The 14,198-nt window shown below is 60.6% G+C and carries 14 protein-coding genes; 3 read left to right on the top strand and 11 right to left on the bottom strand.

Going from position 1 to position 14,198, the window contains the following annotated elements; all coding sequences use genetic code 11:
- Positions 1-110: 110 nt before the first annotated feature.
- From ACR3EK_RS12840 to ACR3EK_RS12830, 3 genes are read left to right on the top strand one after another with little or no spacing between them, the layout of a single operon-like run.
- Positions 111-1,343 carry an amino acid ABC transporter permease gene (locus ACR3EK_RS12840; RefSeq protein WP_170361668.1) on the top strand — a complete coding sequence of 411 codons (1,233 nt, stop codon included), beginning with the start codon at positions 111-113 and terminating at the stop codon, positions 1,341-1,343.
- Positions 1,344-1,346: 3 nt separating this feature from the next.
- The gene (locus ACR3EK_RS12835) at positions 1,347-2,645 is read left to right on the top strand and encodes an amino acid ABC transporter permease (RefSeq protein WP_170342939.1); all 1,299 of its coding nucleotides are present in this window, start codon (positions 1,347-1,349) and stop codon (positions 2,643-2,645) included.
- 12 nt (positions 2,646-2,657) lie between these two features.
- Complete coding sequence (locus ACR3EK_RS12830) at positions 2,658-3,449, top strand: amino acid ABC transporter ATP-binding protein (RefSeq protein WP_170361666.1); 792 nt, start codon at positions 2,658-2,660, stop codon at positions 3,447-3,449.
- A 49-nt stretch (positions 3,450-3,498) separates the two neighbouring features.
- Here ACR3EK_RS12830 and ACR3EK_RS12825 read toward each other — a convergent pair whose 3' ends face one another.
- From ACR3EK_RS12825 to ttcA, 11 genes are all read right to left on the bottom strand, one after another.
- Positions 3,499-3,996 (bottom strand): SixA phosphatase family protein, encoded by a 498-nt coding sequence (locus ACR3EK_RS12825; protein ID WP_170361664.1) that lies wholly within the window; start codon positions 3,994-3,996, stop codon positions 3,499-3,501.
- Positions 3,993-4,646 (bottom strand): ferredoxin, encoded by a 654-nt coding sequence (locus tag ACR3EK_RS12820; protein WP_480633575.1) that lies wholly within the window; start codon positions 4,644-4,646, stop codon positions 3,993-3,995. The genes ACR3EK_RS12825 and ACR3EK_RS12820 overlap by 4 nt, the downstream gene beginning before the upstream one ends.
- A complete protein-coding gene (locus ACR3EK_RS12815; protein WP_480633574.1) occupies positions 4,643-5,437 on the bottom strand; it encodes a sterol desaturase family protein in 795 nt (264 codons plus the stop codon). Before ACR3EK_RS12815 ends, ACR3EK_RS12820 begins: the two co-directional genes overlap by 4 nt.
- Before the next feature lie 52 nt (positions 5,438-5,489).
- The gene (argB, locus tag ACR3EK_RS12810; RefSeq protein ID WP_170421980.1) at positions 5,490-6,353 is read right to left on the bottom strand and encodes an acetylglutamate kinase; all 864 of its coding nucleotides are present in this window, start codon (positions 6,351-6,353) and stop codon (positions 5,490-5,492) included.
- Positions 6,354-6,509: 156 nt separating this feature from the next.
- Positions 6,510-7,913, bottom strand: coding sequence for a PepSY-associated TM helix domain-containing protein (locus tag ACR3EK_RS12805; protein WP_480633573.1), 1,404 nt, complete (start codon positions 7,911-7,913; stop codon positions 6,510-6,512).
- A gap of 66 nt (positions 7,914-7,979) precedes the next feature.
- Positions 7,980-8,336 (bottom strand): DUF2946 family protein, encoded by a 357-nt coding sequence (locus tag ACR3EK_RS12800; protein ID WP_480633572.1) that lies wholly within the window; start codon positions 8,334-8,336, stop codon positions 7,980-7,982.
- 8 nt (positions 8,337-8,344) lie between these two features.
- Complete coding sequence (yihA, locus tag ACR3EK_RS12795) at positions 8,345-8,998, bottom strand: ribosome biogenesis GTP-binding protein YihA/YsxC (protein ID WP_170601348.1); 654 nt, start codon at positions 8,996-8,998, stop codon at positions 8,345-8,347.
- On the bottom strand, positions 8,995-9,732 hold the full coding sequence (locus ACR3EK_RS12790) for an MOSC domain-containing protein (RefSeq protein ID WP_170368027.1): 738 nt from the start codon (positions 9,730-9,732) through the stop codon (positions 8,995-8,997). The genes yihA and ACR3EK_RS12790 overlap by 4 nt, the downstream gene beginning before the upstream one ends.
- Positions 9,729-11,555 carry a membrane protein insertase YidC gene (yidC, locus tag ACR3EK_RS12785; RefSeq protein ID WP_480633571.1) on the bottom strand — a complete coding sequence of 609 codons (1,827 nt, stop codon included), beginning with the start codon at positions 11,553-11,555 and terminating at the stop codon, positions 9,729-9,731. Before yidC ends, ACR3EK_RS12790 begins: the two co-directional genes overlap by 4 nt.
- 116 nt (positions 11,556-11,671) lie before the next feature.
- Positions 11,672-13,222: a putative bifunctional diguanylate cyclase/phosphodiesterase gene (locus tag ACR3EK_RS12780; protein ID WP_480633570.1), complete on the bottom strand. Its 1,551-nt coding sequence runs from the start codon at positions 13,220-13,222 to the stop codon at positions 11,672-11,674.
- 68 nt (positions 13,223-13,290) lie between these two features.
- Positions 13,291-14,184 (bottom strand): tRNA 2-thiocytidine(32) synthetase TtcA, encoded by an 894-nt coding sequence (ttcA, locus tag ACR3EK_RS12775; RefSeq protein ID WP_480633569.1) that lies wholly within the window; start codon positions 14,182-14,184, stop codon positions 13,291-13,293.
- Positions 14,185-14,198: the final 14 nt, after the last annotated feature.

Below are 14,198 nucleotides of genomic sequence, written 5' to 3'. Positions count from 1 at the left end.
CGCAGGGTAACCTGCGCCCTTTTTCGCAGAACAGAATGCTACGGGCTGCTCGGGAGCGGGGAAAACCCTGCCGGGAAGGAAGCGTCCGAAAAGCACGGGGATCCCAAAATATGTCGACTATGACTGACCCACCGAAGGCTGACTTTCGGTTGTCGATGCTCATAAACGATACACGCTATCGCTCTCTTACATTTCAGGTGATCGCGGCAATCGTTATTGCGCTCAGCATCTGGTATCTTGGTAACAACCTGATCCAGAACCTTAGGGCCGCAGGGCTCAACATTTCCTATTCTTTCCTGGGCGATCCGTCCGGGTATGACATCAACCAGCGTTTGATCGAATATGACAGCCAGTCCTCGCATGGGCGTGCGGCTGTCGTCGGCATTCTCAACACGCTTTTGGTTGCATTCCTGGCTTGTATCACTGCGACGGTGTTTGGCGTGATCGCAGGTGTTTTACGCCTGTCAAACAACTGGCTCGTATCCAAGCTGATGGCGGTCTACGTGGAAATCTTCCGGAATATTCCGGTTCTGATCTGGATCATCATCATCTTCACGATCATGACAGCCGTTCTGCCGGGACCGAGGGAGTTCCGGGGCGATAACCCAACATCCAGCATGCTGTTCGACCTGTTCGCCTTTACCAACCGCGGCGTCTATGTCCCGCGCCCCGAGTTTGCGAATGGGCTGTTCGGTTCGACCTTTCTGAATTGGCTGCTGGTCATCGCGGTTTTGGTCGCTTCCTGGTTTGCGTCTCGTGAAATTGAGAAACGCGCCACGCTCAAACAGGAACAGACGGGCGAGCGTCCAAAGACTGGCCTTGTGAAACTTGCAGTTTGGCTCGTGCCTTTTGCACTGCTGATGATTTTGATGGGCCTGACCTGGGATGTCCCCGCTCTGAAAGGTTTCAACTTCAGCGGTGGTATCAAGGTCGGCGGTCCGCTGATCGCATTGTGGTTCGCTTTGTCGATCTATACCGGCGCCTTCATCGCAGAAAACGTACGTGCGGGTATTCAGGCGATTTCAAAAGGTCAGACCGAGGCTGCGGCCGCGCTGGGCCTGCGTCCCGGTCGGATCATGAATCTTGTGATCCTGCCTCAGGCGCTGCGGGTCATCATCCCGCCGTTGATCTCGCAATATCTGAACATCACCAAGAACTCGTCTCTGGCGATTGCAGTCGGCTATGCGGATATCACCGCAACGCTGGGTGGCATCACGCTGAACCAAACCGGTCGCGCGATCGAGTGCGTCTTGCTGCTGATGCTGTTCTATCTGACAGCCTCGCTGCTGATTTCGATGGCGATGAACATCTACAACGCATCCGTCAAGTTGAAGGAGCGCTGAGCCATGGCTGATCAAACAACAAATCCGATCGCATTTGTGGCCGACGGCACCATTCCTCCGTCGCCTCCGCCGGCAAACCAGACGGGTATCGTCAAATGGCTGCGCGAGAACCTGTTCTCGGGCGTCACAAACACGATCCTCACCCTTCTGTCGATTCTGCTGATCTATGTGCTTCTCAAGAACACCTTGCCGTGGATTCTGAACGGCGTTTGGAATGCGGACTCGCTGGCGCAATGCCGCGAGATTCTGGACGGCAAGACCGGGGCCTGTTTCGCAGTTCTGACCGAGCGCTGGCATCAACTGATCTACGGTTTCAAATATCCAGTAGAAGCGTATTGGCGCCCGAACTTGGCGTTTGTGCTGATGCTGGTCGCTGTGGCACCTGTTCTGTTCTTCGACCTGCCTCGTAAGTTGCTGCTGTTTACAGCGCTCTACCCGTTTATCGCTTTCTGGCTGATTTGGGGTGGAACCATCATGGTGCCCATCGTGGCTCTGCTGGGCTGTGTCGCGGCAGGCGTGGTGTTCCAGAAATTTGGCCGCAACAGCTTTGCAGCCGGGTTCTTTGGGGCCATTGTCGTGGCGCTGGTCGTGTGGAATGTCGGCGGGGCACTAATTCCCGAAGACGCCAACGAAGGTGCGCTGCTGACTGCGGTGCCCAGCCGTGACCTGGGTGGTTTTATGCTGAACCTGATGCTGGGCGTGACCTGTGTGTCACTGTCCTTGCCCCTAGGTATTGCACTGGCTCTGGGTCGTCAGTCCGATATGCCGCTGATCAAGTGGGTTTGCGTCATCTTCATCGAATTCATCCGTGGCGTGCCTTTGATCACGCTGCTGTTCGTGGCTTCGGTGATGCTGGCTTATTTCTTCCCGCCTGACAGCACGGTCGACCTGTTCCTGCGCGTCGTGATCATGATCACCATGTTCTCTGCCGCCTACATCGCCGAGGTGATCCGCGGCGGTCTGGCGGCGCTTCCGCGCGGTCAGTATGAGGCAGCAGACAGTCTGGGTCTGGACTACCCGCAGGCGATGCGTCTGATCATCCTGCCGCAGGCCTTGAAGATCTCAATCCCTGGTATCGTGAACGTGGCCGTTGGTCTGTTCAAAGATACAACGCTGGTTTCGGTCATCTCGATGTTCGATCTGGTGGGCATGATCCGGGGTCCCATCCTGGCGTCGACCGAATGGAACGGCGTCTATTGGGAGCTTCTGGGCTTTGCCGCGCTTCTGTTCTTCGTCGTCTGCTACGGCATCTCTCAATATTCCCAGTGGCTCGAGCGTCGCCTTGCCACGGACCATCACTAAGGAGTTCAACACATGTCTGAACTTGCAATCGACCGCGAAATTGACCGCTCTAAAATGCAGGTGAGCGACGAGGTCGCCATCGAAATCACAAACATGAACAAGTGGTACGGGTCCTTCCACGTGCTGCGCGACATCAATCTGACCGTCAATCAGGGCGAGCGGATCGTGATCGCGGGGCCGTCGGGGTCGGGCAAATCCACTCTGATCCGCTGCCTGAACGCGCTGGAAGAACACCAGCAGGGCAAGATCGTGGTGGACGGCACCGAGTTGTCGAACGATCTGAAGAACATCGACAAGATCCGGTCCGAGGTTGGCATGGTGTTCCAGCACTTCAACCTGTTCCCGCATCTGACCATTCTGGAGAACTGCACGCTGGCCCCGATCTGGGTGCGTAAAACGCCCAAGAAAGAGGCCGAAGAGCGCGCGATGCATTTCCTTGAGAAGGTGAAGATCCCCGATCAGGCGTTGAAGTATCCGGGACAACTGTCCGGTGGTCAGCAACAGCGTGTGGCGATTGCCCGCTCGCTGTGCATGATGCCGCGGATCATGTTGTTCGACGAGCCGACCTCGGCGTTGGACCCCGAGATGATCAAAGAGGTGCTCGACACGATGATCGAACTGGCCGAGGAAGGCATGACCATGCTCTGCGTGACGCACGAGATGGGCTTTGCCCGCCAGGTGGCGAACCGGGTGATCTTCATGGATGCCGGTCAGATCGTTGAACAGAACGAGCCGGAAGAGTTCTTCAACAACCCGCAGAGCGAACGCACCAAGCTGTTCCTCAGCCAGATTCTGGGTCACTGAGGCGGGTTGAAAGCGACGTTGGAAAGGGCGGGATCACCCCGCCCTTTTTTCATTCCAGCAACGCGCGCGGCGTGACGAATTCGATCACCTGGCCGCCGTGCCAACCTATTCCGGACCAGTCCGACAGATCAAAACGAAGAACCGTGGTCGCACAGGTCGGATAGTCGAGGAACCGCGGGTGCTTCGGTGCAAACTGAGCAATACGTTCCGCGAATTCCGCGATCCCCGGATTGTGGCCCAGCAGCAGGACCGTTTGACCCGTTGCCCTGTACAGCGCCTGCCGGATCTGATCGGGCGAGGCATGATAGAGTTCGGAGAGGAACCGGATGTTGGACGCACTCAGCCCCATCCGAAGCCAGGTCTCGCGCGTGCGTTCGGATGAAGAACTCAGGACCTCGTCTGGCAAGTACCCCTTGCGCCGCAGCCAATCGCCGATGGCAGATGCCGAAGCTCGGCCGCGCTTGTTCAACGGTCGGTCATGATCGGGCAGGCCGGGATGGTCCCAACTGGATTTTGCGTGGCGGGTCAGGATAAGCGTGCAGGTCATTCCGGGTGAAAGGCTTTCATGTGATGGGCGGATTGCTCGGCCCGACGTCCGGCCCCCGCGCTGAGCGGACAGGCCAGCCGGGCCGCGCATCCCTGTGTCATGCAGGCCTGACCGGGCGGAGTTCTCAGGTAGCCGTGGCAGGCGTCGACGTCATAGAACGTTTTGGCGTTCAAGGCCCCGACCGGGCAGGCCGATGCGCAGGGCGCAGGGCAATTGATACATGGCGACGGGTCGTCTGCGACGGGAATGTCGAACTCGTGATCAAAGTGCAGGGCTCCACGCAATGAAATCATCATTCCCACCGTGTCGTGCACCAGCGCGCCCACCGGGCTTTGAAACGTACGTCCCGATTTCAACGCCCAATCTATGAATGGCGCATAGGTGGGGCCGCCGAATGGATACCACGCTTGGGCGCCCAGGTTTTCCGCAAGGGTGCCGACCACTCGGAGCGACCAACGGTCGACCGGGTCTGGCTTGCCGTCCAACCACTCGGCCGAAGCGGTGAGGACCGGCCAAAAGCTGCTGCCTGCCCCGAGCAGAATAAGCGTTCCACCATCTAACTGTTTGGCGCCACTCACCCGCGGGTGTTGTGCGCCCATAACGATCAGGTCCGCGGCCTCGGATGTGGACACCACTTGATCATAGGTCACTTGCGCCGAAACGGCAGAGCGAGGCTCCACCCCAGCTTCGTCGGTCGATCGTCCTGCCATTCCAGCCCCACGGTCATGTCGTCGTGGCCGGCCTCGGGCTGCGCCACATACGTCCCCATCAAACGATCCCAGATGGATAATGCAAAGCCATAATTGCTGTCATGTTCCCTGCGCAGCACCGAATGGTGAACCCGGTGCATGTCCGGTGTGACCAGTATTCGGCGCAGAGGGGCATCGACGACGGCGGGCAGACGGATGTTCGAATGGTTGAACAAAGCCGTGCCGTTCAGCAGGACTTCGAACAGGATGACCGCCAGCGCACTGGGCCCCAGCAGGTAGACGAGACCGATCTTCAGACCCATCGACAAGGTGATCTCGATCGGATGAAAGCGAACGGCCGTGGTGACATCCATGTCCCGGTCGGCATGGTGCACACGATGAAGACGCCACAGGATCGGCACCTTGTGGGTGATCAGGTGTTGCGCCCAGATGGCGAAATCCAGCACCAGGACACAAAGGGTGACCTCGACCCATTCGGGCCAGTCCAAAGCGTTGAAAACTCCGACGCCCAACCGGCCGGCATCCAAGGCGGCCCCGACCGCCAGCAAAGGGAACCCGATCGCCATCGCCCGCAGTGTCAGCGTGTTCAGAAGGGTGACCGACAGGTTGGTCAGCCAGCGGCGCGATCGAGGCACGCGTAGCGGGCGGCGCGGGGCAAGCCTTTCGGCCAACGCGAAGGCCAGAAACAGCGTCAGAAAGATGCCCAAGCGGATGATGAGTTCACGCTCCATGCATTCAAATTTAAGCATGTGAGTCTGAACTGCAAGGGCGGGCTTGCCCGCGTCAGTCGGGGCGGATCAGAGATCCCGCACCATGTTCGGTGAACAGTTCCAGCAGCACGGCATTGGGGGCACGGCCGTCCAGAATGACCACGGCGCGCACACCGCTGTGCAGCGCGTCCAGCGCGGTTTCGGTTTTGGGGATCATACCGCCTGCAATGGTGCCCTCGCGGGTCATTTCGCGGATCTGGCCAGCCTTCAACTCGGTGACGACCTCTCCAGCGGCGTTCTTGACGCCGGATACGTCCGTCAAAAGCAGCAGGCGATCGGCCTTCAGCGCCGAGGCAATCGCGCCGGCGGCGGTATCGCCATTCACGTTGAACGTCTCGCCATTGCGCCCGGCCCCCAGCGGAGCGATCACCGGGATCACGTCATGCGAAAACAGATCATGCAGGATCTTGGGGTTCATTTCGGCGGGCGTGCCGACATACCCCAGCGACGCATCGGTCTGCTCACAGGTCATCAGGTTGGCATCCTTGCCCGACAGGCCGACGGCCGTCCCGCCCTGAGCATTGATGGCCTGCACGATGCGCTTGTTCACCACGCCGGACAAAACCATCTCGACCACTTCGACCGTTGCGGCATCGGTGACGCGCTTGCCGTTCACGAACTCGGACTGGATGTCCAGCTTGTCCAGCATCGCGTTGATCATCGGCCCGCCGCCATGCACGACCACCGGGTTCACGCCGACCTGACGCATCAGCACCACGTCGCGGGCAAAGCTCTCCATCGCTTCGTCGCTGCCCATGGCGTGCCCGCCCAGCTTGATCACGACGATCGCCCCGTCATAGCGCTGCAGATAGGGCAGGGCGCTGTTGAGCGTGGCGGCGGTGGCTATCCAATCCCGGTTCATGTCCTGTTTCTTCATGGCTGTCGTCCCTCTGGCCTTCCCTGTTAGGGCCTTTGGCCGGACCTGCCAAGCCCGGAAGGGGCAGGCCGCAGGTTTTGTTGCGTGGCGCGCCAAAAGGGGGACGCTGTCGCGCCACGCAGACGGGCGGCACCACAGTGGTACCGCCCGAACCGGTCAGCTGAAGGCGCGCCGAACCGCGGGGATGTTGCTGACAATCAGCAGGTCGACGGCCAGCACCGCAAGCAGCGTCAGCCCGACCAGCGGAAAGGCCATTGCAGTGAACAGCCCGACCAGCACCGCGCCCTTCCACAGGGGCATCTCGGCCGGCATCGGCGGCGCCGCCAGACGGCTGGCGCCGGAGGGCCGCCGCTTGATCCACATGACCACGCCGGACACGCAGACAAAGATCACCGACAGGCAGAACACCACGTTCAGGACAAAGTTCCACAGTCCCGCCAGACCCATATGCAGCGGAATGCCCACCGCCATGGCCTTGCCCAGCAGCGAGTAATCCTGGAACCGCACTTCGGCCAGGATCTTGCCGGTGTACTGGTCGACATGGACGGTGCGGTCCTCGGTGGCGTCGGTCGAATCGCCGCTCATGCTGTCGCGGTTCAGGGTCCACACGCCCGTGTCGCCGTTGGGATAGGCGACGCGGAACCGGTTCTGCATGCCCAGGGACTCACCCAGCGCAACCATCGCATCGATATTGACCGCAACGCCCGCCGGTACCCCGGCCAAGCCCGCTTCCGAGCCCGAGGCCGGCATCGGTGTTTGTTCCAGCGCCCAGGGCACGTCGTTCTGGCTGCCGTGGTTCATGCTGGCATGCAGATCGTCCGACAGTGGGACGTCGTCCCATTTCTCGGCCGGAAAGCTGCTCCAGGCCTGCACGAACTTGCCGCCCCAGATCCCGGTCCAGGACATGCCCGAGATCAGGAACCCGACCAGCAGAAGCGACATCCAGAACCCAGTGACCGCGTGCAGCGACTTCCACAGGACCCGCCCCCGCGCCCGAAGGTCAGGCAACAGGGCCGCCACAACGTTCCCGCGTGGCCACCACATGTAAAGGCCGGTGAACACCAGCAGCAGCGCCATCCCGGCTGCGATTTCCAGAATTCGGTCTCCGGTATCGCCCATCAGCAGGGTCGAGTGGATGTTGTCCGCCAGATCGTACCACCCCGCGCGACGGTCCCAGACCTGGATCACCTCGCCGGAATACTGGTCGATCGCCACCATGCGCTGGCCGGTTTCGGCCTTGACGCGGAACACGGTTGCCAGATCCGGCGCCTTGGGGCCGATCCATTCGACCACGCGGCCCGGAACGCGGGCCTGCACCAGATCGGCCAGTTCGGATGCGGGCATCGCCTGGCCCGTGATCTCGACCGCGATCTTTTCTCCGTCGCGGCCATCGGCTTGGGTAATGAACATCATCATCAGGCCGGTCACCGCCAGGATGATCAGGAAGGGGACAACAAAAAGTCCCGCATAGAAGTGCCACCGCCAGGCGGCCCTATAGAATTTTTGCGCATGCTCGCGCCGGGCCGCCTGCGCGACCCCGGTTTGGCTGTCTTGTGCCATTTCAGTCTCCAGAAATTCGGAACGTCCCCGGCCGGGCGGCCGAGGTTTCAGGTCTTGTTCGCGGATTCAGGAGTGGTGGGGCGGACCCCGGGCATCATACCGGGCGTAAAAGCCTGCGCTGCGATGGGTGAAATCCACATGCGCCCAACGCGCGGCAATCGGCCAGTCGGCGGGCAGCACTGCTCCGACTTCGGGCAATTGGGTTGCCGGATTCACCCCGCCATAGGGGCAGGCGCTGCGTTCGTCGGTTTCATTGTGGTCCGGGGCGTCCTCGCCCGGGTTGATCCAGCGCTCGACCGGGCCGTCGCCGGTGCAGATCACCATCAGGATCGCCCCGTCCGAGCTGCGCGTGGGCATCCAGCCCATCGGGATTGTACCGGCTACCATCACGGCAACCAGCGTCAGCACCGAAATGACGCGCATCCGCAGCATCATTCCAGATTGGCGATAATCGAACGCAGCGTCGGGATGCCGTCGCCCTTCTCGGACGAGGTCAGCACGATCTCGGGATAAGCGGCGGGGTGCTTGGACAGGGCGCCCCGCACCTGTTCCAGAACCTTTTCGCGGTCCTTGGCCTTGACCTTGTCGGCTTTGGTCATCACGCATTGAAAGGTCACGGCGCTGGTGTCCAGCAGCTTCATGATCTCGTCATCCACGGGCTTCACGCCGTGGCGGGAGTCGATCAGCACGAAGGCCCGGCGCAGGGTCTGTCGCCCGCTCAGATACTGTTTCAGCAGGCGTTGCCATTTCTCGACCACCTTGACCGGCGCATTGGCATAGCCATAGCCGGGCAGGTCAACCAGATACAGGTCGGGGCCCTGGGTGAAGAAGTTGATCTCTTGCGTGCGGCCCGGCGTGTTCGAGGCGCGCGCCAACCCTTTGGTGCCGGTCAGAGCGTTGATCAGGCTGGATTTACCAACGTTCGAGCGGCCGGCGAAACAGACCTCAAGCCGGTCGGGGGCGGGCAGGCCGTTCATCGCCACCACGCCCTTGACGAACTCGGACGGTCCGGCAAACAGTTTGCGGCCGGCCTCTTTTGCGTGGTCGTCGGGATCGGCCGCCAGGGGAAATGGCAGAGCTGTCATAGAACCTGCACCTTGTCTCCGGGGCGGATCGTGCCTTGGCGAATGACTTCGGCGTATACTCCGAAATCCTGATGGTCCCAGCTGCGCAGAGCGCCTAGCGTATCCGCGTCCCGCACTCCGGTGTCGGGGTTCGCAGTCGTTGCCATGCAGCGCGTAATCCGTTCGCGCACGTGAAATACGGCCTCGCCGATCTGCACATCCTTATCCAGCCAATCGAATTCTTCCCAAAGAGGAAGGCCATCGAACCAGATGTTGCCACGCCAGCGGCAAATCGACAGTTCGCGGCCCAGACGCTGCTCGACCGCCCGGTGCGAGGCTATGTTGCACAGGCTGACCGAGGGATAGTCACTGTCGGTCATACCACGGCCGGGAACCCGGACGATCCGTGCAGATGCGGCGCGGTCGGTGGGCATCAGCGGGCGGACCCACTCCAGAAACAGGTCTTGTTCTGTGTCCGGGCGAAAGATCAGTTCGGGCCGATCCGGGTGGCTGAGGGTCACGCGATCCCCGTCCAGAACGGCCGATATCGCCATCAGCTGGGGCGCCTTCGAGCCGCGGCTGAAATTGGCGCAGGGCGCCCACTCGGATCCGTCGGCCTTGGACATCTCATGCGCCACCGCCCAAACGCGATCCCCGGGCATGGTCTGCCCGGGGATAACGGTGACTTCCTGCAGGGATTCTCTGCCATGGCTTTTGATCGGATGGCGCCAGATCTGCGTGACTTGCCCGGTCATTTCTTGTCCGTCTTGGGGGTTTTCTTGAACCCCGACTTGATGTTGCCAAACACATCCGGCGTATAGCCCTGGCTGCGCATGATCAGGTATTGCTGGGTGAACGTGATGGTGTTGTTTGCGATCCAGTAAACGACCAGCCCGCTGGCAAAGCTGCCCAGCATGAACATGAATACCCATGGCATCCAGGCAAAGATCATGGCCTGGGTCGCGTCGGTGGGCGCCGGGTTCAGCTTTTGCTGCAGCCACATCGAGATCCCCAGCAGCAGCGGTAGGATGCCGATGAAAATCGTCGCCATCAGCGTGCCCGGCTCAGGTCCGGCCCACGGCAGCCAGCCGAAGAAGTTGATGATCGAAGTCGGATCCGGCGCACTCAGGTCCCGGAAAGGACCGAACCAGGGGGCTTGCCGAAGTTCGATGGTGACGAAGATCACCTTGTAGAGAGAAAAGAAGATCGGGATCTGCATCAGGATCGGCAGACAGCCGGCGGCCGGGTTCACCTTTTCCTTCTTGTACAACTCCATCATGCCCTGCTGCATCTTCTGACGGTCGTCGCCGGCAGCTTCTTTCAGGGCTTCCATCTGTGGCTGCAATTCCTTCATCTTCGCCATCGAGACGTAGGATTTGAACGCCAGCGGGAACAGGATTGCCTTGATGATCAGGGTCAGCCCGATGATCGACCAACCCATGTTGCCGATCAGGGCGTTGATGTTGTGCAGCAGCCAGAAGATCGGCTTGGTCAGGAAGAAGAACCAACCCCAGTCAATGCTGTCGATAAACTTCTGAACGCCCTGGGCCTGATATTCGCGGATGGTCTCCCATTCCTTGGCCCCGGCAAACAGCCGGGTGGTAACCTCGGCGGATTCGCCGGGGGCAACCGTCATCGTCGGCAACACCGTTTCCGCTTGGTAGATCTTCCGACGCGCGTCATATTTCGCGGCCGCCTTGAAAGCCGACCCCGGATCGGGGATCAGCGTGGTCATCCAATAATGGTCGGTAAAGCCGATCCAGCCGTTTTCCTTGACCTGATAGACCTCGGCCTGCGCCCGTTCGTTGGGGTCGATGTCGAAATCGCGGACATCGCCATAATCGACCTCGGACAGGGTCCCGTCGGCCATGCCGATCACACCTTCATGCAGGATGAAGAAGTTCTTCAACCCCGGCAGATCGCCATCCTCGCCGATGCCGTGGCGGGCCAGAATGCCGTATGGGGCTATTCCGACCTCGGCTCCGGTGCCGTTTTCGACGGATTGGGTCACGGTGAACATGTAATCCGCATCCACAGCGATCGTGCGGCGGAATGTCAGGCCCGCGCCGTTTTCCCATTTCAGGGTTACGGGGCTGTCTACCGACAGGGTCTCGCCCTGTTCCAGCGTCCAGATGGTATTCGGGCCCGGCACGTCCGAGCCAGCCAAACCGGCACCGGGCGCCCACCCGTAGAGGGCGTAGTAGGCCGAATTGGACCCAACGGGCGACAGCAGTTCGACGATCGGAGCGCCTTCGTCGATCGAGACCTTGTAGTCTTTCAGATGCAGTTCGTCGATCCGTCCACCCGAAAGCGACAGGCTGCCGGACAGACGCGGTGTGTCGATTTGGATCCGCGGCGCGGTGGCTTCCGGCAGGGTTTCCTCTGCGGTGGCGGTTGCCTCGCCGACAACCGTGCTTCCGGCGCTGGGCGTCTGAATCTCTTCCCCCTCCGAGGCGCTGATTTCAGCCTGCTCAGGTGTTGTGGTCGGTTCCGGTGGGGGGAACAGCACAAACCAGACCAGGATCACAAGGAAACTAAGCGCGGTTGCAAGGATGAGATTCTTGTTCTGATCGTCCATCTGGGACAGCCACCTTGAGCAGTGAAAGACACCGCAGGGTTCAACAGAGTGCAGCCCAAAAGGTCAAGCGGAATCGCCCCGGAAATCGTGAGTGTAGGGCAATCCAGTCCCCGAAATCAGGATTTCCGGCCCATTTCGCGGCCAATCCGCGGTGCGCCTTCCAGTTTAGCGCGGCGGTCCTTTATCCAGTCGAGCGTATGCTCGACCGGCATCGGCTTGCCGATCCCAAACCCTTGGACATGGTGACACCCCAATTGCGCCATCAGCGCGTGCTCGCCGGGGGTTTCCACCCCCTCGGCCAGGGTTTCAAGGTTCAACCTCTCGGCCATCATCAGAATTGCGCTGACCATTTGCTGCTGGGACGGATCCCGGTCCGCATTGGACACGAAAGACCGGTCGATCTTGATGCGGGAGACATCAAAGCGTTTGATCGACGAAAATGATGCGTGACCAGTGCCGAAATCGTCCAGATCGATGCAACAGCCGAGCTTGGACAACTGGGTCACGTTGCGGGTGATGACATCATCGGGTCGGCGCGAAAAAACGGTTTCAAGGATTTCCACGGCCAGCCGGTCCGGCGAAAGGTCGAACTGGTCCAACTCCCATCGCACCCGGTCAACAAGTGAGGGGTCCCGCAATTCGTCCGACGAAAAGTTGATGCCGATCCGAGGAATGACGGCACCAGCGCAGTCCCAGTCACGCATCGCGCGAAAGGCGTGGTGGCGGATCGTCTGGCCCAGCTTGTCCATCAGCTTGGCCTGTTCGGCAAAAGGCAGAAACACCTGCGGCCCGACAACTCCCTTGGAAGGGTGTTCCCATCGAGCAAGGGCCTCAAACCCGGTGATGTCGCCGGTGTCCGTTGAAATCTGTGGCTGAAACCATGGGCGGATCTGACCAGTTTCCAGAGCGGTCTCCAACTCCTTGCGGAAATTGATATGGACGACTGATCTGCGTCGCGTGACCTCGGAGTAGGCGCGGATCGTGGAAGGCCCGTTCCGCTGTGCTTCGGCAAGCGCGGCCCGTGCGGCCTCGATCCAGCTGTCCGGCACTTCATCGGCAACGGCAGAGTGCAGGCAAAATCCGGCGGAGCAGGACAGATAGAGGCTGGCATTGTCCAACGGGATCGGTTCCTCCACCGTGCTTTGTATGCGGCCCGAGGTTTGGATGCAGCTTTCCAGGTCCAGATGCCGTGAGGGGCGCAACCCGATCAGGAACGTGTTTCTAGATAGGCGTGTTGCAATATCCTCGCTTCGGATCACCGCCAGGATGCGGTCGCAGAACCGCCCCGCCACATAGTCGGCTGCCGCGGTTCCGTGCAGGTCTTCGACATCGTCGAAATCATCAAGTGACACAACGATGCAGGCTGAATCCTCACCGGTTGCCCGCGATTTGCTGTGCAGATACTCCATCTCGGCGTAAAAAACATCACGTGGTAACAGCCCCTTGGGCCGCGTGTGCGTCGCCGAACCAATACCGGCACCCGGTTGAAGCCGTTGGGCAGCCGAAAACAACAGAGGCAGTCCCAGAGCGACAACGACCAACGCCGTGTCGCCGCCCAGCCAGAAAGCAGCCAGGCACAATGCAGGTATGAATGCCAAAACCTGTGGCATTGCCAGAATGGTCAGCAGAGCATTCTGGAGACTCTGGGGTGAGAACCTTTTCAGCATCGATTCCGGCCTTCCAATTGAGCGAACTGAGTCCAATCGGAGGCTAGGAAATCAATCTGAGTCGGACGTTAACGCAGAAGCGGAATTTCTTCCGAATTTTCGCCGTTTTTGCCGGGGTCCAGCATCAGGCCGGCAAAATCGAACAGCTTCGAATCCAGAAGGTGCGAGGGCCGGGCATTGGTCAGCGCACGGAACATCACCTGCCGGCGGCCGGGGCTGTTCTTTTCCCACTGGTCCAGAATCTGTTTGACCTGCTGGCGTTGCAGGCCGTCTTGGCTGCCGCACAGGTCGCAGGGGATGATCGGATAGTTCATCGCCTTGGCGAATTTCTCGCAATCGGCCTCGGCCACATGAGCCAGCGGGCGATAGACGAACAGGTCGCCTTCTTCGTTCACCAGTTTCGGAGGCATAGTCGCCAGACGGCCGCCGTGGAACAGGTTCATGAAGAAGGTTTCCAGGATGTCATCGCGGTGATGCCCCAGAACCACGGCCGAGCATCCTTCCTCGCGCGCGACCCGGTACAGGTTGCCACGGCGCAGGCGCGAGCACAGGGCGCAATAGGTGCGGCCCTGCGGCACCTTGTCGACCACGATGGAATAGGTGTCCTGGTACTCGATCCGGTGCGGCACGCCCATCTGTTCCAGAAACTCGGGCAGCACGGTGGCCGGAAAGCCCGGCTGCCCCTGATCCAGATTGCAGGCCAGCAGGTCCACGGGCAGCAGGCCGCGCCACTTCAGCTCGTACAGAACGGCCAGTAGGGTATAGCTGTCCTTGCCGCCCGACAGGCAGACCAGCCAGCGCGGCGGCTTGCCGTCCTTGTCGTGGGCCGACGGGTCAACCATGCCGTATTGCTCGATCGCTTCGCGCGTCTGGCGCACGATGCGTTTGCGCAGCTTCTTGAACTCGGTGGTCGAGGGCGCACCGGCAAACAGCGGATGGATATCGTCAGCTTCGTCGAACATGCGCAGCCCCTACC

This window comes from Ruegeria sp. BC8 (assembly GCF_056535705.1).
This window is presented reverse-complemented; position numbering and strand designations above follow the sequence as displayed.

Coding starts and splice junctions, on each gene's coding strand:
- ACR3EK_RS12815 (WP_480633574.1), bottom strand. CDS start 5,437: ATGGAGCGTGAACTCATCATCCGCTTGGGCATCTTTCTGACGCTGTTT.
- ACR3EK_RS12830 (WP_170361666.1), top strand. CDS start 2,658: ATGTCTGAACTTGCAATCGACCGCGAAATTGACCGCTCTAAAATGCAG.
- ttcA (WP_480633569.1), bottom strand. CDS start 14,184: ATGTTCGACGAAGCTGACGATATCCATCCGCTGTTTGCCGGTGCGCCC.
- ACR3EK_RS12800 (WP_480633572.1), bottom strand. CDS start 8,336: ATGCGCGTCATTTCGGTGCTGACGCTGGTTGCCGTGATGGTAGCCGGT.
- ACR3EK_RS12835 (WP_170342939.1), top strand. CDS start 1,347: ATGGCTGATCAAACAACAAATCCGATCGCATTTGTGGCCGACGGCACC.
- ACR3EK_RS12825 (WP_170361664.1), bottom strand. CDS start 3,996: ATGACCTGCACGCTTATCCTGACCCGCCACGCAAAATCCAGTTGGGAC.
- ACR3EK_RS12840 (WP_170361668.1), top strand. CDS start 111: ATGTCGACTATGACTGACCCACCGAAGGCTGACTTTCGGTTGTCGATG.
- ACR3EK_RS12790 (WP_170368027.1), bottom strand. CDS start 9,732: ATGACCGGGCAAGTCACGCAGATCTGGCGCCATCCGATCAAAAGCCAT.
- argB (WP_170421980.1), bottom strand. CDS start 6,353: ATGAAGAAACAGGACATGAACCGGGATTGGATAGCCACCGCCGCCACG.
- yihA (WP_170601348.1), bottom strand. CDS start 8,998: ATGACAGCTCTGCCATTTCCCCTGGCGGCCGATCCCGACGACCACGCA.
- ACR3EK_RS12805 (WP_480633573.1), bottom strand. CDS start 7,913: ATGGCACAAGACAGCCAAACCGGGGTCGCGCAGGCGGCCCGGCGCGAG.
- ACR3EK_RS12780 (WP_480633570.1), bottom strand. CDS start 13,222: ATGCTGAAAAGGTTCTCACCCCAGAGTCTCCAGAATGCTCTGCTGACC.
- yidC (WP_480633571.1), bottom strand. CDS start 11,555: ATGGACGATCAGAACAAGAATCTCATCCTTGCAACCGCGCTTAGTTTC.